This window comes from Corynebacterium camporealensis, from assembly GCF_000980815.1.
Classification (GTDB): domain Bacteria; phylum Actinomycetota; class Actinomycetes; order Mycobacteriales; family Mycobacteriaceae; genus Corynebacterium; species Corynebacterium camporealense.
The window spans coordinates 270502-291540 of record NZ_CP011311.1; the positions used below are offsets into that span (position 1 = coordinate 270502).

The 21039-nt window shown below is 60.6% G+C and carries 25 protein-coding genes; 14 read left to right on the forward strand and 11 right to left on the reverse strand.

All coding sequences use genetic code 11. The annotated features are described in order from the left end of the window. Positions 1–6 precede the first annotated feature (6 nt). Positions 7–1047, forward strand: coding sequence for a uroporphyrinogen decarboxylase (gene hemE / locus UL81_RS01315; protein WP_035106446.1), 1041 nt, complete (start codon positions 7–9; stop codon positions 1045–1047). After that, a complete protein-coding gene (locus UL81_RS01320; protein WP_035106449.1) occupies positions 1047–2417 on the forward strand; it encodes a protoporphyrinogen oxidase in 1371 nt (456 codons plus the stop codon). The genes hemE and UL81_RS01320 overlap by 1 nt, the downstream gene beginning before the upstream one ends. Positions 2418–2520: 103 nt before the next feature. Here the strand turns inward: UL81_RS01320 and UL81_RS01325 are convergent, their stop codons facing one another. After that, positions 2521–3540, reverse strand: a complete 1020-nt coding sequence (locus UL81_RS01325) for an HNH endonuclease signature motif containing protein (protein WP_035106451.1) — start codon at positions 3538–3540, stop codon at positions 2521–2523. Between the two features lie 104 nt (positions 3541–3644). After that, positions 3645–4484 (reverse strand): NAD(P)-dependent oxidoreductase, encoded by an 840-nt coding sequence (locus tag UL81_RS01330; RefSeq protein ID WP_046453167.1) that lies wholly within the window; start codon positions 4482–4484, stop codon positions 3645–3647. A gap of 36 nt (positions 4485–4520) precedes the next feature. On the opposite strand from UL81_RS01330, the gene UL81_RS01335 reads away from it, so the two are divergent. Further along, on the forward strand, positions 4521–4835 hold the full coding sequence (locus UL81_RS01335; protein ID WP_035106453.1) for a DMT family transporter: 315 nt from the start codon (positions 4521–4523) through the stop codon (positions 4833–4835). On the opposite strand, the gene UL81_RS11780 is transcribed toward UL81_RS01335, so the two are convergent. Then, positions 4832–5257, reverse strand: a complete 426-nt coding sequence (locus UL81_RS11780; RefSeq protein ID WP_144407153.1) for a hypothetical protein — start codon at positions 5255–5257, stop codon at positions 4832–4834. The two genes, UL81_RS01335 and UL81_RS11780, sit on opposite strands and share 4 nt — an antisense overlap. Before the next feature lie 74 nt (positions 5258–5331). Here UL81_RS11780 and hemL point away from each other — a divergent pair, with 74 nt between their 5' ends. The 8 genes from hemL to UL81_RS01375 all read left to right on the forward strand — a co-directional run bounded on the left by hemL (position 5332) and on the right by UL81_RS01375 (position 12429). Beyond that, positions 5332–6654: a glutamate-1-semialdehyde 2,1-aminomutase gene (gene hemL, locus UL81_RS01340; protein WP_046453168.1), complete on the forward strand. Its 1323-nt coding sequence runs from the start codon at positions 5332–5334 to the stop codon at positions 6652–6654. A gap of 19 nt (positions 6655–6673) precedes the next feature. Next, positions 6674–7282, forward strand: a complete 609-nt coding sequence (locus UL81_RS01345; RefSeq protein WP_035106460.1) for a histidine phosphatase family protein — start codon at positions 6674–6676, stop codon at positions 7280–7282. Positions 7283–7360: 78 nt separating this feature from the next. Beyond that, positions 7361–7894 carry a TlpA disulfide reductase family protein gene (locus UL81_RS01350; RefSeq protein ID WP_105360466.1) on the forward strand — a complete coding sequence of 178 codons (534 nt, stop codon included), beginning with the start codon at positions 7361–7363 and terminating at the stop codon, positions 7892–7894. Positions 7895–8048: 154 nt separating this feature from the next. Next, complete coding sequence (locus tag UL81_RS01355) at positions 8049–8339, forward strand: hypothetical protein (protein ID WP_035106461.1); 291 nt, start codon at positions 8049–8051, stop codon at positions 8337–8339. Positions 8340–8640: 301 nt separating this feature from the next. Beyond that, positions 8641–9444, forward strand: coding sequence for a cytochrome c biogenesis CcdA family protein (locus tag UL81_RS01360; RefSeq protein ID WP_046453170.1), 804 nt, complete (start codon positions 8641–8643; stop codon positions 9442–9444). 9 nt (positions 9445–9453) lie between these two features. Then, positions 9454–11088 (forward strand): cytochrome c biogenesis protein ResB, encoded by a 1635-nt coding sequence (locus UL81_RS01365; RefSeq protein WP_035106462.1) that lies wholly within the window; start codon positions 9454–9456, stop codon positions 11086–11088. Positions 11089–11145: 57 nt separating this feature from the next. Beyond that, entirely contained in the window at positions 11146–12165 is a 1020-nt protein-coding gene (gene ccsB / locus UL81_RS01370; protein WP_035106463.1) for a c-type cytochrome biogenesis protein CcsB, read from the forward strand. Then, positions 12166–12429 carry a helix-turn-helix domain-containing protein gene (locus UL81_RS01375; RefSeq protein WP_035106464.1) on the forward strand — a complete coding sequence of 88 codons (264 nt, stop codon included), beginning with the start codon at positions 12166–12168 and terminating at the stop codon, positions 12427–12429. It begins immediately after the preceding gene. A 3-nt stretch (positions 12430–12432) separates the two neighbouring features. Here UL81_RS01375 and UL81_RS01380 read toward each other — a convergent pair whose 3' ends face one another. Continuing rightward, positions 12433–12669 (reverse strand): hypothetical protein, encoded by a 237-nt coding sequence (locus tag UL81_RS01380; RefSeq protein ID WP_035106989.1) that lies wholly within the window; start codon positions 12667–12669, stop codon positions 12433–12435. Positions 12670–12718: 49 nt separating this feature from the next. Here UL81_RS01380 and UL81_RS01385 point away from each other — a divergent pair, with 49 nt between their 5' ends. Next, a complete protein-coding gene (locus UL81_RS01385) occupies positions 12719–13042 on the forward strand; it encodes a DUF4229 domain-containing protein (RefSeq protein ID WP_035106466.1) in 324 nt (107 codons plus the stop codon). Here UL81_RS01385 and UL81_RS01390 read toward each other — a convergent pair. From UL81_RS01390 to UL81_RS01415, 6 genes are read right to left on the reverse strand one after another with little or no spacing between them, the layout of a single operon-like run. Then, a complete protein-coding gene (locus tag UL81_RS01390; protein ID WP_035106467.1) occupies positions 13039–13938 on the reverse strand; it encodes an AEC family transporter in 900 nt (299 codons plus the stop codon). The genes UL81_RS01385 and UL81_RS01390 overlap by 4 nt on opposite strands. Then, positions 13939–14832: a 1,4-dihydroxy-2-naphthoate polyprenyltransferase gene (locus UL81_RS01395; protein ID WP_035106990.1), complete on the reverse strand. Its 894-nt coding sequence runs from the start codon at positions 14830–14832 to the stop codon at positions 13939–13941. A 1-nt stretch (position 14833) separates the two neighbouring features. After that, positions 14834–15652 carry a metal ABC transporter permease gene (locus UL81_RS01400; RefSeq protein WP_046453171.1) on the reverse strand — a complete coding sequence of 273 codons (819 nt, stop codon included), beginning with the start codon at positions 15650–15652 and terminating at the stop codon, positions 14834–14836. Continuing rightward, positions 15649–16512, reverse strand: coding sequence for a metal ABC transporter permease (locus tag UL81_RS01405; RefSeq protein WP_035106468.1), 864 nt, complete (start codon positions 16510–16512; stop codon positions 15649–15651). The genes UL81_RS01400 and UL81_RS01405 overlap by 4 nt, the downstream gene beginning before the upstream one ends. Continuing rightward, positions 16509–17195 carry a metal ABC transporter ATP-binding protein gene (locus UL81_RS01410; RefSeq protein WP_035106469.1) on the reverse strand — a complete coding sequence of 229 codons (687 nt, stop codon included), beginning with the start codon at positions 17193–17195 and terminating at the stop codon, positions 16509–16511. The genes UL81_RS01405 and UL81_RS01410 overlap by 4 nt, the downstream gene beginning before the upstream one ends. Next, the gene (locus tag UL81_RS01415; RefSeq protein WP_081961528.1) at positions 17195–18112 is read right to left on the reverse strand and encodes a metal ABC transporter substrate-binding protein; all 918 of its coding nucleotides are present in this window, start codon (positions 18110–18112) and stop codon (positions 17195–17197) included. Before UL81_RS01415 ends, UL81_RS01410 begins: the two co-directional genes overlap by 1 nt. Positions 18113–18219: 107 nt before the next feature. Here UL81_RS01415 and UL81_RS01420 point away from each other — a divergent pair, with 107 nt between their 5' ends. Beyond that, complete coding sequence (locus UL81_RS01420; RefSeq protein WP_035106992.1) at positions 18220–18891, forward strand: metal-dependent transcriptional regulator; 672 nt, start codon at positions 18220–18222, stop codon at positions 18889–18891. A gap of 14 nt (positions 18892–18905) precedes the next feature. After that, on the forward strand, positions 18906–19823 hold the full coding sequence (locus tag UL81_RS01425) for an aldo/keto reductase (protein WP_046453172.1): 918 nt from the start codon (positions 18906–18908) through the stop codon (positions 19821–19823). On the opposite strand, the gene menE is transcribed toward UL81_RS01425, so the two are convergent. Next, positions 19807–20952: an o-succinylbenzoate--CoA ligase gene (menE, locus tag UL81_RS01430; protein WP_046453628.1), complete on the reverse strand. Its 1146-nt coding sequence runs from the start codon at positions 20950–20952 to the stop codon at positions 19807–19809. The genes UL81_RS01425 and menE overlap by 17 nt on opposite strands. Between the last annotated feature and the right edge of the window lie 87 nt (positions 20953–21039).

The following is a 21039-nucleotide window of genomic DNA, read 5'->3' on the forward strand; positions in this document are numbered from 1 at the left end:
AAGGGCATGTCACCACTTTCCGATGCCCCGTTGCTCACCGCCGCCCACGGCAACAGCCCCTCTCGCCCGCCGGTCTGGTTCATGCGCCAGGCCGGCCGCTCACTGCCGGAGTACCGCCAAGTCCGCGAGGGAATCAGCATGCTGGATTCCTGCTTCATGCCGGAACTGCTTGCTGAAATCACTCTCCAGCCCGTCCGCCGCCACGACGTCGATGGCGCCATCTTGTTCAGCGACATTGTCGTCCCGCTGAAGGCTGCTGGCGTCGGCGTCGATATCGTGCCTGGTCGCGGCCCGGTGATGGATGCGCCGGTGCGGAGTAAGGAGGACATCGGAAAGCTGCCCATCCTGGATACGGATGTGCCGGAGGTACAGGAAGGCATTGGGCTCATTCGCAACGAGCTTTCCGATGCCCAAACACTCATCGGCTTCGTCGGCGCCCCCTTCACCCTTGCTTCCTACCTGGTCGAGGGTGGCCCGTCGAAGAACCACGAGCGCACCAAGGCGCTCATGCACGCCGAGCCGGAGACCTGGCATGCACTGATGCGTCGCCTGGTGCCGACCATTACGCAGTTCCTGCGCACCCAGGTCGATGCCGGTATCGAGGCCATGCAGCTTTTCGATTCCTGGGCTGGCTACCTCAACGAACGCGACTACCGCGAATTCGTCTTGCCGTACTCGCAGGAGATTCTCGCCAGCGTGGAAGGCGAAATCCCGCGCATCCACTTTGGCGTCGGAACTGGTGAACTGCTCCGCGCGATGTCGGAGGCCGGCCCGGAGGTCATGGGCGTGGACTACCGCGTGCGCATGGACGATGCCGCCAAGCGTGTCGATGCCCGCGTCCTGCAGGGCAACCTCGACCCCGCCCTGCTTTTTGCTGGCGAGGATGCCGTGCGTTCTGCTGTGCGCCGTATTCGCGAAGAGGTGGCTGCCGCGAAGGACGCTGGCGACATCGATAGCCATATTTGGAACCTGGGGCATGGAGTATTGCCCACGACTGACGCCGACGCCATTACCCGCGCCGTCGCCATCATTCACGAGGAGGGTTAATGAAAATTGCGATTATCGGCGCTGGACTTGCAGGTCTGACCGCCGCATACGAGCTCCGCGATCACGAGGTTTATGTCTTCGAAGCTGCCGGCCGCATCGGCGGCAAGCTGCACACCGTGCCCTTTAACGACGGCCCCACCGACATGGGCGCCGAAGCCTTCGTCGCCCGCCGCAGCGACGCCGTGGCTTTCTTCGAAGAGCTCGGTCTGGGCGACAAGCTGGTCACCCCATCTGGTCTGCGCCCGCGCGTCTACACCGGTGGCGAGCTGCACTTCCTGCCCCAGGGCGGCGTGATGGGCATTCCAGGTGAGCCGCAGGACTTCTTCTCCGCAGCAACGAATGAGAAGATTGCCAACGAAAAGCCTTTCACCTGGGAGATAGGCGGCGATGTGTCAGTGGGCCAGTTGGTGCGCCAGCAGTACGGCGATGACGTCGTCGACCACGTCGTGTCCGCGCTTCTGGGCGGTGTTTACTCCTGCTCCGCGGATGACCTGGGCCTGCGCGCCACCGTCCCACAGCTCGCCGCAGCGCTCGACACCCTGGCCGCTGATGGCGAGGTCACCCTCTCTGCCGCAGTCGAGGCCGTCGCCGCAGGTCGCAAGAGCGGACCTGCCGATGGCCCCGTCTTCGCCACCTTCGCCGGCGGCTACGCCAGCCTGTATGAAGCCCTGGCCGAAAAGTCCGGCGCGCAGATTCACCTGGATACTTTCATCTCCGGCATCACCGCGGAAGGCGATACCTTCCACGTGCAGGGCGCACCAAAGGACCTGGGCACTTTCGACCGCGTCCTGGTCACCACGCCGGCCCCGACGAGCGCCCGCTTGCTGACTAAGGTCGCCCCGTCCGCTGCCGAGGAGCTGAAGAAGATCAAGCTGGCTTCCTCTGCTGTCGTGGGCTTCAACTTCGAATCCAACACCGATCCGGAGGGCAACTCCATTCCGGAAGCGACGGGTATTTTAGTCGCCGCTGACGAACCCGGCCTGCACGCGAAGGCCTTTACGCTGTCGTCGAATAAGTGGCCGCATCTTGGCGAACGCCCGGGCTTTATCGTCCGCGCCTCCTTCGGCCGCTTCGGCGACGATGAGATCACCCGCGCGGAAGAAGACGATCTTGTCGATTACGCCCTCGACGACCTCAAAAAGATCACCGGCTTCGATGCCCGCGCTACCGGTGTGAGCGAAATCTACACCCAGCGCTGGTTTGGCGGCATCCCGCGTTACGATGAAACCCACCTCGACACCGTCGCGCGAGTGCACGACGCACTCGCGAATGTCGAAGGTCTCGACGCCACCGGCGCCTGGGCCGACGGCGTCGGCGTCCCAGCCGTCATCGCCGCTGCACGCAAGTCCGCTGCAGCTCTGGTGGAGTAGTCGGGAATAGGAAAACGCCTCCTGGCCCGTGGGCATGCCTGCTCACGGGCTTTTTGTGTGTTGTGGGATTTCCTTGTGGGGCGGAAGCCAGGGGGCCTGGATTCTATGGGTCGCCGGCTCTTTTTGTCCAGGGCGGGAGCCAGACGACTTTGCCGTTTCGTCTTTCGAAACGGCCGTGCTTCGGCGGGGCGTTAGCGTCGTCATCGTTCCAACCGTTGTGGAACTTACACGCCACCGTTAAGTTCTCCGCGTTAGTCTCACCACCATATTTCCAGGGCTGCATGTGGTGGATTTGGCACTGATCGGCAGGTGCGTTGCACTTATACCCCGGACAGGTCGGATTCTCAGCACCAGCCATAATGCGCTGCTTGTCGTTGGCGAAGCGTTCGGTCCGGTAGAGGTTTACCGGGCCTTTAACCGGGTGGATGATGGTGACAAAGCCATACTCGGCAAACTTACGACGCACGAATTCCGCACCGGTGATCACAGCACCATTGGTCATGCGCAGTTTAATCTCATCGCCGTTGCCTTCGATGATTTCTGCCAACTCATCCAAGTTGATGACAACGTTGGTAATCGCAGTGGTGGGCTCAGCGCCGACGTGGCCGAAGAAAATCTCGTTGAAAGAATCTACCGGGCGCTTTTTATCCAGGGCGCCTTCGATGTCAGCGATTTCAGCCTGGGTGCCAGTAATCGCCATGGTCCACAAGTCGTTTTTACGCCGGTAAACGGTAATCCCACGCTGACGTGTGGGGGTATCGCGCATTTCTTTGAGTTTGGCTTTGGCAAGTTTTTCCATAGCCAGGGTATCGGCGGGCATGCGGCAGAGTTGCTTACACAGCTGCCAGACCTGCTTGAGAGAGGGCGCGCGCAGGGAATAGCGGACAATGACTTCGAGGGTGGGCACGGAGTGGTTGCGCTCGAAGGCGTGCTTGATGCAGTCGCGTTGGTAGCTGGTGAACTTAGTAGGCCCGTAGAAGTGTTGGGCGATTTGGTGGATAGAGCGTGCCGTTTTGTCGGGCATGCCCATGCGTACAAGGTCATGCGCGCTGTGGCCCTGGGCATCGGTAGCTACCTGCATGCCCGGGCCTAGCGCGGCGATAAATCCTTGTAACGAGGTCATGACACCTAGCGTAAATGGGTGTCAACCCCATTGATAGAGAAAATTTTTAGCCTGTGGATAAGTCGGCAAAAGCCCAGTTCGCAAGTTAAAAACGAAAGTTGCTTTTAGCCCTTGTTGCGGAAGACGAAAATGGACGAGAAGTCCTGATCGCCATGACCCATTTCTTGTTGTTCTTCGAAGCGCTCGATGGCGGCGGCAACCGCGGGCAGTGGCTTGGTGGAGGTGCGCTCCATGAGCTTGGAGTCCTTGCACAGGGCATCGACGGTGAAATCGCCGGGGTCGGTATTGCGCTCGCCGGTGACGAATGGGCCCTTCATGTTCTTCATAAACGCCAGGCCGGTGATGTCGAGCATCTCCAAGACGACTTCGGAATCGAGGCCTTCGGACTCGCCGAGGTAGAGCGCTTCCAGAAGGCCCTCAGCGGTAACGGCGAGTGCGAGGTTGGCCAACAGCTTGCCGGTGGCAGCAGTAGCGGCGGTCTCGACGCCGATGAGCTTTTCCGGGGCAGCCCAGGCTTCGACGAGGGACATGGCTTGTTCGCGTCGGTCATCGTCAGGCGTGCCCACGTAGGTACCCAGCTGGCGGTCGCGGGCCGGGCCCAAGCTGCCGACGACAGGCGCGTGGACATAAGAGTCGACGGCCTCGGCGAAGGAGCGGGCATCGTCAGGGGAGACGGTGGTGGTATCAATCCAGGTGACACCGTCAGGAATCAGACCAGGCTCGACGATGACTTCGCGGACATTGTCCGGGCCAAACAGTGAGCTCACCACGATGTCGGCAGAAGCGACGGCTTCGGAGGGGGAGGAGGCGAGGGTGGCGCCGGCATCGACAAGCGGTTGGGCGCGCTCGGCGGTGCGGTTCCAGACCACCACGTCGTGGTCGTCTAGCAAGTGGCGGGCCAGCTCGGTGCCCATGCGTCCAGTTCCCAAAAATGCAATCTTCATGGCGCCCAGTCTGCCAAAAAAGTAGGTTTAGTAGCCATGGCGTGGATTATTCTTATCGGTTCTGGACTTTTCGAGGCCGTGTGGGCGGCAGCGCTGGACCGCTCAGAAGGCTTTACGCGCCTTACCCCGTCGCTGGTGTTCTTAGTCGCCTGCGCGATTTCGATGGGCGGGCTGGCCTGGGCCATGCGCGAGATTCCCGTCGGCACTGCCTACGCGGTGTGGGCGGGCATCGGCGCCACCACCGCGGTGCTTTATTCCATCGCTATCGGTGCGGAAAGTGCGAGCATCCTCAAATTCGTCTTCGTCACGATGATCATCGGCGGCATCGTCGGGCTGAAAGTAATTAGCTAGAACGGCAAATGGTCATTGACCATCGCCTCAATCTCGTGCGGATACAAAGGCTCAATTTCCGGTAGCTGCGGCATCTGCGGGCCGCGCGGTGCGGCCGGTTGCGGCTGGGGAGGTGGTGCAGGCCGCGCCGGAGGTGGCGGTGGCGGCGGTGGTGCAGCCTGCCGCGTGCGCGGTGGTGGCGCTGGGGCGGGCTCAGGCGAAGGCATAGGTTCAGCCTCAGCAACAGGTTCAGCTGGAGCCACAGAGGAAGAGGATGACGCAGAGGACGAAGGCGACATCGTCAAGCGTGCCACCGGCTGTGGTGCCACGGTGGGCTCCCAGGATGAGGTGGTGGGTGGGTTGACGGGGGCATCGTCAGGCGGCATGCACCCCGAAAGCGCGGAAATGGAGGCCAATGTGGCCAGGACAACACGAATTTTCATTAAATCTACCCCCGAAATCTCACATTTACCCTAACGCAGACCGCCACTTCGCGCAGGGCGACGGAGTCGATACAATGATGGACATGTCTAATTCGCAGCAGCCCGTGCACGAGTCCGCCCAGTGGTTCCACCGCGCCAGCAAGGTCACCCCGGGAGGTGTGAATTCCCCCGTCCGCGCTTTTGGTTCGGTCGGTGGCCAAGCCCGCGTGATTGCGCGCGGTAAGGGTTCGCGCCTGTGGGACGTCGATGGCAATGAGTACGTCGATTTGGTGAGCTCTTATGGTCCGATGCTGCATGGCAACGCCCATCCCGAGATTGTGGAGGCGGTGCAGAAGGCAGCTGCCGATGGCCTAAGCTTCGGCACCCCAACCACGGCCGAGGCGTTGCTGGCTGAGCGCATCGTGGAGCGTACCGCCGTGGATCAGGTGCGCCTGGTCAATTCCGGTACTGAGGCCACCATGTCGGCGGTGCGTCTGGCGCGCGGTTACACCGGCCGTGCCAAGGTGCTGAAGTTTGAGGGTTGCTACCACGGCCATGTGGATGCGCTGTTGGCATCGGCAGGCTCGGGCGTGGCGACGTTTGCGCTGCCGGATTCCCCGGGCGTTACTGGTGCGTCGGCCGCGGATACCATCGTGGTGCCGTACAACGATATCGATGCCGTGCGTGAGGCTTTTGCCGAGCACCCGGGCGAGATTGCCTGCGTCATTGCTGAGGCTGCCGCAGGCAACATGGGCACCGTGGCACCGGTCGAGGGCTTTAACGCAGCGCTTGCCGATGTCGCCCACAACGACGGCGCCCTACTCATCCTGGATGAGGTCATGACTGGCTTCCGTACCTCGCATAAGGGTTGGTACGGCGTGGACAAGGTCGCTGGTGACTTGGTGACTTTCGGCAAGGTTGTCTCCGGTGGTCTGCCGGCTGCGGCATTTGGTGGTCGCAAGGAGATCATGGAATACCTCGCACCGACCGGTCCGGTCTACCAGGCAGGCACCCTGTCGGGTAACCCGGTGGCGATGGCTTCTGGTCTGAAGTCGCTGGAGCTGGCCAATGAGGCTGTGTACCCGCGCCTGCAGGAGCACGCCGATCGTCTAAGTGACATGATTTCTGAGGCACTGACCAAAGAAGGCGTGGCGCACAATATGCAGCGTGCGTCGTCGATGTTCTCGATTCGCTTTGCGGAGGGCCAGGGCAACAACTTCGCTGACATGCAGGCTGCCGATACCTGGCGTTTCGCGCCCTTCTTCCACGCGCTGTTGGAAGGTGGCGTCTACGTTCCGCCGTCAGCATTTGAGACTTGGTTTGTCTCTGACGCGCTTAACGACGAAGATTTCTCTGTAATCGAAGCCGCCTTGCCGGCTGCAGCCGCTGCCGCTGCTGCCGCTGAGCGCCCTGAATAAGAATCCAAGGAGAAACGCTGTGTCTACCACCATCGTGCATCTGGTTCGCCACGGTGAGGTCCACAATCCCGAGCGGATTTTGTATGGGCGCATCCCGGGCTACCACCTGTCCTCGCGGGGACACTCCATGGCAGCACGCACCGCGGAGGAATTCCGCGGCCACGACGTGACCTACCTGGCGGCCTCGCCGTTGCAGCGCACCCAGGAAACCGCGCAGCCTTTCTCCAAGGTCACCGGCCTGGACGTAGCGGTGGATAAGACGTTGATTGAGTCCGGCAACCGCTTTGAGGGCCTGCGCGTGAAGGGCTGGCGCTCCCAACTGTGGCACCCGCAGCGCTGGCCGCTGCTGCGCAACCCGCTGCGTCCGTCCTGGGGCGAACCTTTCGAGGACATCGCGGACCGCATGATGAATGCGGTGGAGCGTGCTCGTCAGGAAGCGGAAGGCCATGAGGCAATTCTGGTCTCCCACCAGCTGCCCATCGTTATGGTCCAGCGCTCCGTCATGGGCTTGCGCCTGCCGCACGCACCGTGGAACCGCGAGTGCGACCTGGCTTCTGTGACCTCCCTGGTCTTCCAGGATCAGGGCATTACCGACATCTACTATTCCGCGCCTGCGCAGGAGATTTAAAGTATGGGTAATTTCTCAAGAAGGCAATTCTTGCTTTCCCTTTCCGCTGTTAGTGGAGCAGGGCTACTTGCGGCATGCATGAACGAAGAAGATGCTCAAAACGCGGTCTCTGGTGAGATTGGCAATGACATCTATACGCCTGACGGCAAGCTCGAACATTACATCGAGCCTGCTGATCGAGAAGAACCTTTGTCCTTCGGCGGCGAATCTCTCATGGAGGAAGGGGACCAGCTCCAGCTGTCAGACTTTGCTGGACAAATCGTTGTTGTGAACGCCTGGGGTCAGTGGTGCGCGCCGTGTCGTGCTGAAATCGATGATCTACAACAAGTTCACGAGGAACTGCAGTCAAGGAATCTGGGAACGTTACTTGGGATAAACGTAAGGGACTATAACCCGCAGATCGCACGCGACTTCATTGAAGACAACGGCGTAACGTTCCCATCGATCTACGATCCACCTTTCAAAACGGCGGCCTCGTTGGGCGGAATTCCACCTTCAGTGATTCCCAGCACGGTGATTCTGGATGAAGATCATCGTCAGGCTGCTGTTTTCATTCGGCCGATCGTGGCGTCTGAATTGCTTGACGTAATCGATCGCCTTTCCGAGGAGTGACGTAACTACTTCCGGACAATCTGGTCAGTCGATTGAGGATTTTCTGATTCAACCCGCCGATCTGCACGATCCATGTGAGAAAAATCAACAATTCTTGTGCATTACATGGAAATTTATATAATGGGTACTGCATTCAAAACTTGAAGGAGGACTCATGAAGAGAGTTGCAGCAGCTATCATCGCACTGACCATGCCGTTTATGGCCATGCCAATGGCAAATGCATATGCCCCGGGAAATGTTCCCTCGAAATGTTCTACGTGGATCAGCGGTAAGACTGCATATGGAAAGTGTGCGCAGGGCATTGGTGGCTATAAGGTTAAAGCAAATTGCAAGCCGGTGTTGTCTCGTAAGAGCAAGAGTGTAAGGGTCGGGCAGGTTGCTTCGGTCGGATGCCCGTTCGGGGTGAAGTCCGCACAGATTGTCGATAAGTATGCAACTGCTTAAATAAGTAAGCGCGATTTGCTCCCCCCTATTGGGGCTCTCCCCATTAGTTGAGGCGAAAACAGCCCTCGGCTAATGGGGATTTGTGCGTTGGGGCCTGGTGCTTGGGCTGAGGCCTTTATTGGTAGGTAGACGTCATGTTGGGGCACGTTGATGGATAGTTTAAAATTCTCTGCTTGCTTAGGGTGGGTGCAGGTTTCAGATCCATCGAAAGGTTTAGTAGCCTTAGACGGGTTGCTCGTCCAAATGGTGTAGGAGTTTGGCGAGAATATGAATCCGAAACGCAGCTTTTTGCAGAGGGCAAATGGAAATCAATGAACTTGGTCAGACGATCAACTCAGCTATCGCTGAGGGGCCATTGCTCGCTGCTATCTTGTTGGCCGCTTTAGCTGGCTTAGTGAGTTTTGCTAGTCCTTGCGTGATTCCTCTGGTGCCTGGGTACATTTCGTATCTTGCCAGTGTCGTCGGAGGTGAAGTCACTTACAGCAATGAGGGCGTTGGCGTCGGGGTCGGTAAGCGTCGTCAGTGGGCGGTCGTCGGCGCAGCAGGGCTATTTATCTTGGGTTTTACTATCGTCTTTATTTTAGCGACAGTGTCGGTCTTTGGTGCAATTTCATTATTAGCCCTTAACTCTGAAACGCTCATGCGCGTTGGTGGCGTCATCACGATTCTCATGGGCCTGGTGTTCATGGGCGCGGTGCCGTTTCTGCAGCGTGATACCCGTATGGCGCCAAAGCGCTGGACCACCTGGGTGGGCGCGCCGCTGCTCGGTGGCGTGTTCGCGCTGGGGTGGACGCCATGTTTGGGCCCAACTCTTGCGGCAATTATTTCCATTTCCGCCGGCACTGAGGGCATGACTGCCGTGCGTGGCACGATTTTGATTGTGGGCTACTGCCTGGGCCTGGGCCTGCCATTCTTGCTCGTGGCTTTGGGCTCGGCGCGAGCTATGCGTACTATTTCATGGATGCGTAAGCATTCCCGCACCATTCAAATTATCGGTGGCATCACCATGATTCTGGTGGGCATCGCGCTGCTGTCTGGTGCGTGGGGCCACTTTATTAACTTCATTCGTCAGTGGACCGTCGAGTACGGTGCGACCCTGATTTAGGAGATTTACGTGAAGTACATTCGCAAAGCCTGGCGATGGCTCACCAGCATGCGCACCGCTTTGGCGTTGCTGTTCCTGCTGGCTATTGCTGCTATCCCAGGTTCGCTGCTCCCGCAGCGCGAGCTGAACGAGTCGAACGTTAACGAGTTCATCGAAAGCAATGGCCGCGTCGCGGAAATCTATGACAAGCTGCAGCTTTTCGATGTCTTTTCCTCCGTCTGGTTCCAAGCCATCTTCGTCTTGCTGACGATTTCGCTAATTGGCTGCATCCTGCCGCGCTCCTGGGATCACTACAAAGCGTGGAAGACGAAGCCGACGCGTGCGCCGAAGTACTTAGGCCGTATGCCGGTGCATGCGGAGAGCAATGCGTCGGAAAGTGTCGAGGAGCTTTCGGGGCGCACCCGCGAGATGTTGAGCAAGTGGCGCGTGGCTGAGTACGAGCCTTCCGAGGACCGTGCCGGTGCGGTGTCCTTCTCCGCAGAGCGCGGTTACGGCCGCGAGCTGGCAAACCTGATTTTCCACATCGCCTTGGTAGCCATGCTAATCACGATTGCTGCTGGCCGGATGGTCAACTACGAAGGCCAGGTCATCGTGGTGACCGAGTCCGGTTCGCAGGGCGAGGGCATCCAGATTGATCAGTCCACTGAGTTCTGCAATACCTCGACGTCCAACTTTGACTCCTTCCGCGCAGGCCCGCTTTTCGATGGCACCGGCCTCCACCCCTTCTGCATGGTCGCCCATGACTTCACCGCGGACTACCTGCCGAATGGCCAGGCAGAGATGTTTACCTCGAATGTCTCTTATGCCGAGGGCGAGGACATCTACAAAGATGAAAGCGAATGGGAAGACTACAAATTGCAGGTCAACCACCCGCTGCGTCTCAGCGATAACCGCGTCTACCTGCAGGGCCACGGCTATGCACCGACCATTACCGTCGAGTGGCCGAATGGCGAGTCTCGTACTCAGACCTGGCAGTTTAGCCCGGATGACCCGACCTTCTTCTTGTCGTCGGGCGCCATGCGCTTCGACCCGCCGGCGGGTATGTACCCGGATCTGTATGAGCGTCGTCAGAACCAGATTGCCGTCGAGGGCCTGTTTGCCCCGACCGCGGAGTGGGAAGGCGAGAACGGTCAGCTGTTGACGTCGTCGTTCCCGGCACTGCATGATCCGGCGATGGCGATTGACATCTACCGCGGCGATGCCGGTCTGGATACCGGTTCGGCGCAGTCGATCTTCTCTTTGGACCAGGGTCTGATTCACAGCGGTCTGCTGCAAAAGATTGACCGCGTGAACCTCTCGCAGGGTGAGTCCGTGACGCTGGATGATGGCACGGAAATCACCTTCGAGGGCGCATCCGAGTTTGCGAACTACCAGGTGTCCTATGACCCCTTCCAGAAGTGGGTCCTGGTCTCCACCCTGGTGATGCTGGTGTCGCTGGTGTTCTCGCTGCTGATTAAGCGTCGTCGCGTGTGGGTGCGCTTCTTCCCGCAGGAAGATGGCACCACCCGAGTGGAGATGGCCGGTCTGGCACGTACCGACCGTGCGGGTTGGAACGAGGAGTTCTACAAGCTGCATCGTCAGCTGCTGCACCTGCCGGATCCGGACGAGGTGGAAGAAGACAAGGTTTATGTACACGACGATTAGTGGGTAATTTATCCAACTAAAGTTGGGTTCCGGCCGTTCTACAGCTATTCTGTATCCATGCTGGTTGATCAGAACTTGTCCAATTTTTCGGACATTGCGGTTCAGACGTCGTTTGTGGTGTACGCGCTGGCCCTGGTGATGTCCATGGTGTACTACGGCCGCATCCAGAGCGTGATTGACGGCCATCGCTCGCGTAAGCAGAGCAAGGAAGCTGTTGCTGCAAGCGCCTCGGGCTCCGTCGCGGTCGCGGAGCCACCCAAGGGTGGCTCCAAGGCTGAGGAGGACTACGTCTCCGACGAGGAGATGGCTCATCGCGAGCGCCGCGCCGACAAGCTCGGTGGTATGACCCAGGCACTGATTTGGGTCGCTATTGCTATCCACCTGGTCGCAGTGGTGCTGCGTGGTCTGGCCACCCAGCGCTTCCCGTTCGGCAACCTCTACGAATACGTTCTGGTCGTTACCGTCGGCGTGATGCTCATTGCCGCTATCGCGATGCAGCATAAGGAATGGCGCACCCTGTGGCCATGGATCATGGTTCCGACCATGGCGCTGATGTTCTACGGCTCGACCAGCCTGTACGCCGAGTCCGCACCGGTGGTCCCGGCGCTGCAGTCCGCATGGCTGCCCATCCACGTCACCGTGGTCTCCCTGGGCGCTTCCATCGGTATTATCTCCGGTATTGCGTCGCTGCTGCACCTGCTGCGTGAATGGCAGCCGAAGAATAAGGAGCGCGGTTTTGCAGGTAAAATCGCAAAGCCGTTGCCGAACGCACGCAAGCTCGACCAGCTGGCATACCGCCTGGCTGTCGTGACCCTGCCAACCCTGGGTCTGGGCATTGTGCTGGGCGCTATCTGGGCGGAATCCGCCTGGGGCCGCTTCTGGGGTTGGGACCCGAAGGAGACCGTTTCCTTCGCAACTTGGATTCTTTATGCCGCATATTTGCACGCCCGTGCCACGCCTTCATGGCGCAAGGCCGCCCCATGGATTAACGTAGCTGCCATGGCGTTGATGATTTTCAACTTGTTCTTCATCAACATGGTTGTATCCGGACTGCACTCTTATGCGGGGTTGAATTAAGTGGTAGATCAGCATAGACCGCGACACAAGCTAGGCAAGCCTGCGGGTGATAACCCGCAACTGATTGAGATCGGCGCGGAATTCGCGGCGCGTCGACGAGAGATGGGCGTGCTGCAACAAGACCTAGCCGACCAGGCTGGAGTTTCGCGTTCGACGCTGCACACCATTGAACACGGCGGTACCGGCGTGCGCTGGGAAAAAATTACCGCCGTCGCCTCCGCGCTGGGGCTGGAGATGAAGTTCTTGCCGAAAGAAGAGCGTTAAGCTCTATTCCTCGTCCCCTTGCTCGCGACGCCTCTTTTCCTCTTCGGCTTCGCGGGCGCGGCGTTCTTTAAAGCGCTGCTTTTCGATGTTCCAGAGGAACTCCTCATCATCATCCGGCCCCTTAATCGCCGGTGGAGCAGCCTCGTCGACTTCTTTGCGCTTCCATGAGGAAGGGCCGAAGGCTTTCCACAGCAGCACGACGGCAACGACAATGAGGATAAACAACAAAATCCGGCCCATGCGAGCCATTTTACAAGGTAGCTGGGCCCAATGCGGAAAGTGGTAACCCATGACTGAGAATCAGACCAATACCCGGCCACCCGAGCCGGATCCGGAGCTGAAGAAGCGCTCGCGGGTCGCCCTTATCAAGTACGGCTTCGCCCGTTTAGGACTTTTCATTGCGCTGACGGTGATTCTGCAAGGCATCGTCATGCTGCTGGGCCTGCCCGTGCCGCTGATGATTTCCGCACTGCTGGCACTGTTCTTGGCCCTGCCGCTGTCGATGCTGATGTTTAGCAAGCTGCGCGTTGAAGCCACCCAGACGCTGGCGCAGTACTCGCAGCAGCGCAAGGAACACAAGGCGTGGGTGAAGTCGGAGCTTGCCGGTCGCTAACGCCCAAATAAGAAAGCAATCAGGAGCATCACGGGGAGTGATGCGAAGGTCGTGAGGAAGACCGTATCGCGGGCCACTGCTGTGGATCGCTGGAAGGTCGCGGCGTAGTTGTAGACCTGCTGCGCTGTGGGCAGCGCACAGAGGATGACCGCGGCGTACATGTGGTCTTCGCTAAGCCCGGCGACTAGGGCGATGATAAACGCGATGGCGGGCATGCCAACCAGTTTGAGCACGGTGGCGGTGATGGTGGCTGGGCGGGACTCGGCATCGGAAAGTATGCCCGAGGTCTTCAGCGAAGCACCGAAGCTGACCAAAATCATCGGGATTGAGGCGCCGCCCAGGAGGGCGATGGGCTCCATAACCGGATCGGGGACGGTCCAGTCCTGCCAGGCGACGATAAAGCCCAGCACGGAGGCGACGACCATGGGGGAGAGCAGACCGGTTTTGATGCCGCTGAGCAGCGAGTTGCCGCCGAGGGCGCCGAGAATCAGTGGTGTGAAGACCACCATTTGGATGAAGACGACGGGGATGGCATAGGTGGCATCGCCAAGCACGTAGGTGGATACTGGCAGGCCGATGTTGACGGAGTTGAAGTAGGAGGCTGCGGCGGCGCCGGTGGCGACATCGGCAAGTCCGCGGCGCCAAAAGAACACAGCATAAATGGCAGCAATCACCACGGTTGCGCCAATGACCACCAAGATGACCGGGGAGAGCAGCACGCCTGTCTCCGAGCGGGCGACCGAGGAGAACAGCAGCGCGGGCGTGGCGGCGTAGAAGGCCACGCGATTGAGCACGAGGCGCTCACGGTCGGTGCTGATGACTTTGGTCTGGGCGAGGATCCAACCGACGAAGATGACGGCCAGGATGATCGCGAATCCGGTGATAACGCCGAGCATTTAGTGAACAACCGCCAATGCAATCGTGGACAGGATGGACCAGACCAGCATCGCGCGGCCGGTCATGCCGAGGACAGGAATAAGGTCGCGGCCCTGCGCACCGCGGTTGACGGTGCGCACGGCAGGCAGGGCGAGCGGGAAGTAGGCCAGGGCAATCAGTGCTAGCCAGGAATCAAACGCGATAGCCACGGTGAGCAGCACCGGAATGAGCAGCAAGCCGGTAAACAGGTTGCGGGAGTTCTTATCGCCCAAGCGCACGGCGAGGGTGATTTTGCCGGTGGCGGAATCGGAAGGAATATCGCGGATGTTGTTGGCCAGGTTGACGCCGGCACTCATCGCGCCGATGCCGACGGCCAGGGCGAGACCGGTTAAGGTGATGCGGCCGGCCTGGGTGAACTCGGTGCCGAGCACGGCAACAAGGCCGAAGAAGATGAACACGGCAATCTCGCCGAAACCGCGGTAACCGTAGGGTTTGGAACCGCCGGTGTAGAACCACGCGCCGGCAATGCACAGCGCGCCGATGAGGATGAACCATGCGGCATTAGCTGCCAGGGACAGTGCGATGCCAAAGACTGCGGCCACGGCGAAGCAGCCAAAGGCGGCCATCTTGACGTGGGCGGGTTTGGCCAGGCCGCCGCCGGTCAGGCGCTGGGGGCCGGAGCGGTCATCGTCAGTACCGCGCACGCCATCGGAGTAGTCGTTGGCGTAATTGACACCGATAATCAGCGACCACGCCACGACCAGCGCTAAGAAGGCGCGTCCGAGATGAGCGGAGTCGGCAGCCGCGGCGGCGCCGGTTCCGGCAAGCACTGGGGCAAAAGCATTCGCCCAGGTGTGCGGGCGCGCACCCTGCAACCAATCCTGGGCGGTAGCCGGATACTTCGAAACAGACATATCAGACATTGTGCCACGGCCGCTTAAGCGCCAAGAGCACTAGGAAGATCCCGGCATAGGTCACCGCCATCGCAGCAGAGGTTGCGACGTTGGCATAGTAGGCCGTCCAGAATCCCAGCACGGCACCGCAGCTGGCGATGACACAACTTATCCACAACAGCTGTCCCACCCGGTGGCAGAGCAGTCGGGCGCAGAGAACTGGCAGGACCATCAGAGCGATGACCAGCATGGCACCGGCGGCATGAAAAGCAGCGGTGGCAGTGCAGGCAACGATGGCCATGAACGCGGTATGAAGTGCGCGGGTGCGGATGCCGCAGGTGTGGGCGAAGTTGGGGTCGAAGGCGGACGTCGTCAAGCGTGGCAGGAAGATGAGGATAAAGGTGAGGCTGAGGGCGGCGAGCGTGGCGAGGATGCCGGCGTAGCCCGGGTGGGTGAGTGCGACGAGGTTGAGATCGCCGATGAGCACGGCGTGGACGTCGAGGTGGACGTGGCTCATGCGGGTGCTAATTAGCAGGACACCGGCGGCGAAGAGGGCGGGGAAGATGAGCCCTAAGGGGGCATCGCCGGCAACCAGGCGGGTGCGCTGGAGCCATTCGGTGCCGAGTGCGACAAGCAGGCCGCCGGTGGCTGCGGTGGCTAAAAGGACTGGTGAATCGATGTCGGAGGTAAAGAGGTAGCCGACGGCGATGCCGGGTAAGACGGCGTGGCCGATGCCGTCGATGACCATGGATTGGTTCTTGAGCACGACGAAGACACCGGGGATAGCGCAGGCCAGGGCGGTGGCGATGGCGAGCAGACAGGCTGATAGGGCGAGGCTCATGCTGCCACCTTCTTCCGGCGTGGGGACGTGGCCAGGGCGAAGCTGACGATGCCCGCCTGCACCACCACGATGACCGGCCCGGTCGGCAGGGAATACAGAATAGATAGGTAGGAGCCGACTGCGGCGCTGATGCCGCCAAGCAGGGCGGATACTGCGATGAAGGCGGGCAGGCGGGTGACCCACTGGCGGGCGGCGGCTGCAGGCGAGATGACCACGGCGACCATGAGCACCACGCCAACGACTTTGACGCCGTTGACGGTGACGACGGTGAGCACGAGGAAGGTCAGTGCGGACAGAATATGGAGTTGTACCCCTTGCGCGCGGGCAAAGGAGACGTCAAAGACGGCGGCGGTCTGCCAATTGTGTACCGAAGAAAGAAGCAGCAGACCGACACCGCCCATGACGAGTGCGGAAAGAATATCTAAACGGGTCAGCGTCGAGGCGTTGCCGAGGAGGAAGTCCTGGATGCCGCCCTTGCCGGGCAGTGGGGTGCGGGCGATGTATTGCATCCCCAGCATGCCTAAGGAGAAGAAGGTGGTCAGCACTGCGGCCATGGCGGCATCTTGGCGAATCGGTGCGATGCGCGGCAGGTAGTTGATTGCCGTAACGGCGATAAGGCCGCTGAGCACTGCGCCGGTAACCAGCAACCAGGAATTCCGGCCGTTGAATCCGAGCCAGGTGGCCACGACGAAGGCGGTCAGCAGGCCAGGCAGGCTGGAATGGGAGATGGCATCGGCAAGCAAGGATTGGCGGCGCAGATAAACTAGCGGGCCGAGCGCCCCGGCGCAGACGCCGACGATGAGCGTGCCGGTAAGTGTCTGGGCGAAGGTGTAGTCCTGGAATAACAGCAGTGGATTCATGGCGTGGGCAGGCTAAACAGTTGGGCGACGGTGTCATCGGACAGCGTGGTCTCCGTCGGGCCGGCGGCGATGATGCCTTCGGGCCCGAGCAAGACGACGTCATCGCAGAGCGCGGCGACTTCCGCGAGGTTGTGGTGGACCAACACGATGGTCGTGCCCGCAGCGTTGAGTTCGCGCAGGACCTCGATGATGGTGTCTTGGCTGAGGCGGTCAACGCCGGCGAAGGGTTCGTCGAGGATGAGCAATCGCGGTTCGACGGCGAGTGCCCGGGCGAGCAAGGTGCGCTGGCGTTGTCCACCGGAGAGTGCACTAATCGGGTCGGTGGCTTTGTGGGCTAGGCCGACGCGGTTCAAGGCGCGCCGGGCAATGGCTTTGTCGTGTTTGCCAGGCCACTGCCACCACCGCAGGTGGGTGGTGCGTCCCATGAGGGCGACATCGGAAAGTGTGGCGGGAAAATCCCAGTCCACTGCGGAGTGCTGGGGCATGTATCCCAGCGGGGCGGCGTGCTCGATGGTGGCGCCCGGGGCGTCAATGAGGCCGACTGCCGCTTTGACCAGGGTGGACTTGCCCGCGCCATTCGCGCCGATAAGCCCGGTGATGGCACCGTCGCGAAACGTCACGGAGAGATCGTCGAGGACGGTGTTCTTGCCATAGCGGACGGTCAGGTGAGCAATATCCAACATCAGTCCAGTGCCTCCGCAACAGCGCGGGCGTTGTGCTCGAAGGCGCCGAGGTAGGTATCAGTCGGCGCGGTGGGGCCGAGGGTGTCGGCGAAGAGCTCTTGGTCGGAGATCTCGACGTGCCAGCCGCGGGAATTGACGGCTTCCTGCAGTGCGGTAATTGCCTGCGGGTTGGCCTGGTTGTCTTGGAAGATGACGGGTACTTTGTGCTCGGCAATCGTATCGGCGAGCTGGGAAATCTCCGTCGGGGACTTGGCGGCCTCGGTGGTGACGAAGTCGGTGGCATGGACTTCGAAGTTAAACGTCTGGCCAAAGTAATTAAAGGCATCGTGGCCGGTGATGAGGATGCGTGGGGAGGCATCGTCAAGCATTGCTTCTGCGTCCTGGGCGGCCGTAGAAATCTGCGCGGAGTAATCCTGCGCCGCGGCGTCGTACTCGCCAGCCCGGGTGGGGTCGATTTCCGCGAGCTTGTCACCGATGGCATCGACAGCCTGGGTCCACAGGGTGGGGCTGTTCCAGATGTGGGGGTCGAAGAGCTGCTCCCCATTGGTGCCCTCGGCGGGCCAGGGGAGGAGCTCGTCCTGGTCGACGTGCTCACCGACTGCCAGTTGCTTTTCACCCATGGCTTCGAGCTGGTCAATCATCTGCGCTTCGAGGTGCAGGCCGTTCCACAGCACCACGTCGGCATCGCGCATGGCCTCGATGTCCTTGGTGCTGGGCTGGTAGGTGTGCGGGTCGCCGCCGGGGCCAACCATGGTGGTGACCTCGGCATTAGGTGCAAGGTTGGCAGCGGCATCGGCGAGATAGCCCGTGGTGGCGAAGATATGCAGCGCCCCGGCCTCATCCGGGGTTTCGGAAGCGCAGGCAGTCAGGGTTCCCGCCAACGCAAAGGCGGCAACAGAACGCGCAAAGTGACGCATGAAAGACATCCTTAATTGAGTTGAATTAGAAAGTTCAATCCATTGAACACTCGAGAATCTACACCTTTCCCCGGAGCGTGCGCAAGGGTCTCGATACAATGACGGGCATGCAATTAAGCCAGCTGCCCGAGCGCACCCAGGACTACCTGAAGATTCTCTGGAACCATGAGGAACGTCACGGTAGCGAGTCCGCAATGGCACTCGGGGAGCTGGCCAAGGCTGCAGAGCAGAAACTGCCGACGGCCTCAGAAGCCGTCAAACGCCTGGCCACCCAGGATTTAGTCATTCATGAGCGCTACTCGGGTGTGCGTTTGGCGCCGTTGGGCCGCCACTTGGCAGTCGGCGTGGTGCGCCGGCACCGTCTGGTGGAAACCTTCTTGGTGGAAACGCTCGGCTATTCCTGGGATGAAGTCCATGCGGAGGCTGATGTCCTGGAGCACGCTTGCTCGGACCGCTTCGTGGAGCGCCTCGATGCGCTGCTGGGCCATCCCACCCGCGACCCGCACGGCGATCCGATTCCGGGCGCGGACGGTACAGCGGAGGCCCTATCGGAGCTCCTGCTTGCCGATGCCCCCGTAAACACCCCAGTCACTGTGGAACAGGTCAACGACGCTGACCCGGACCTGTTGCGCCTGCTCGATCGCCACGGCGTCTACCCCGGCGTTCAGCTGGTTATCCCTGCTCCGGCCGCGGCGGGATTGCTGGAAATCGACCTCGTCGACGGCGGTCGTTTCACCCTCGCCGAAGTCGCCGCACGCGACATCACCGTGCGCGTGTAGGTAGCCTGGGCACCATGATCGCCCTTGGTTGTACCTCCATGACCCCGCACTCCTACCCGGATTCCCCGCGCCGACCGGAGATGGTCAACGTCTTGCGCGGCGCCTTCGATGCCGGGGTGGAACTGTTTGATACCTCGGAAATCCAGGGACCTTTTACTGGGGAGCAGATGCTTGGCGATGCCCTCGGCAACCACGGCACCATCGCCACCAAATTCGGCTGGGAAATCGACGGCACCACGCCCACCGGCCGCTTGAACTCCCGCCCGGAGGTCATCCGCGCGAGCGCCCATGGATCCTTGCAGCGCCTGCAGCGCGAACACCTGGATTACTACCTGCAGCATCGCGTGGACCCGGACGTCCCCATCGAAGACGTCGCCGGAACGGTGGCCGAGCTGATCGAGGCCGGCGACGTGGCCGCCTTTGGTCTGTGTGAAGCCAGCCCGGAGACCATCCGTCGCGCCCACGCCGTCTGCCCGGTCTCTGTCGTGCAAAGCGAATACTCACTGTGGACCCGCGATCCGGAGGAGGAAGTCCTCGACGTCTGCCGCGAGATTGGCGCGAAGTTCATGGCCTATTCGCCACTGGGCAAGGGCTTCTTTGCCGGTAGTGCCACCCCCAACGCCGATTCCTCTTCGCCACGCCTGCACCCGGAGAACTTCCAAGCTAACCAGGCACTCAGCGATGCCTTAGGTCAGCTTGCCGACGAACTCGGCCGCACCCGCGCCAACCTCGCCCTTGGTTGGGTGCTTGCCCAAGGCGAGGACATCATCCCGGTCGCAGGTTCGACGAATTTAGAGCGCATCAAGGAGAATAACGCCGCCACCCCATTGAGCGCCGAAGAATGCACTCGCGTCGATGAAGTTCTTGCCGAACACCCCGTCCAAGGCCAGCGCTACACCGATAAGCACCTGTCCTTTATTGAGCAGTATTAAAAAGCGCTGCCACTCCCTGGCGGTCGACCTTGCCCGGACCAATCGTGGGTAGGGCATCAACCTGCTTGAGGTCCTTCGGAATCTGCCAGCGAGGAACCTCTGCTTCTTCGAGTGCGACGAAGATATCGCTCCACTGTGCTGGACCGGTATAGGCCGCCACGATGGCTTGACCCAGACGCGGATGGGGAACACCCACGACGCAGGCTTCTTCCACACCGGGCACCTTGAGTAGTTCTTCTTCGAGTACCTCCGGGTGAAGCTTCAGCCCGCCGGAGTCAATGATGTTGTCCAGGCGCCCCTGCACGCGCAGAACGTCACCTGCGATTTCACCGGCATCGGAGGTAATGAACCAGCCTTCATTCTTAAAGGCCGGATGGTCGGGCAAATTGCGGTAACCCTGCGCAATAGTCGGCCCGCCGAGATGAATCCGACCATCCTGCACGCGCACCTGCGTTCCCGCCAACGGACGCCCGTCGTAGACGCACCCACCAGCGGTTTCACTGGAACCGTAGGTGGCGACAATGGTGATATCCATCTTTTCTGCACTAGCGCGCAGCTGCGGATTAATCGCTGCACCGCCCACCAGAATCGCATCGAAAGTACGCAGCGCATCGATGCCTGCGAGCGAGTCCATGGACTTAGCCAACTGCATCGGGGTGAGCGCGGTATAGGTGCGCTCACCCGTGCGGTCAAGCTCCGCCGCAGCACGCGCAAAAGTATCGATGTTGAAACCACGTGAGACATCCAGGCACAACGGATCCACGCCCGCGACTAGGGAGCGCACCAAGACTTGGATGCCTGCGATGTGATGGGCGGGCATCGCGAGCAACCAATGCCCCGTCCCGCCCAGACGCTTATGTGTGGCATCGGCACTAGCCACCAGATTCAGCGGTGTCAGCTGCGCGCCCTTTGGCTGACCTGTGGACCCCGAGGTGGAGACGACCAAAGCGATGGAGTCATCGATAGGCTCGCCCACGCGTTGAGTGTTGCGCAGCAGCGTCGAACGCGAACTATCCGCACCCGGCAGCGGCAGCAGACTAGTCTGACCAGCAATAGCCGATTCCAAATCCGGCAGGATGGCAGCCGGGTCATGCGGGTCTACGGGCAATGGGCGCAGGATATGAGACACGCGCCAGATTCTAGTAGCTGCATTCTGCGTCGCGGGGATTTCCAAGCCGTCCGCAGTGATGTCGTTTTTGAGCAAAAAGTCGGCGCG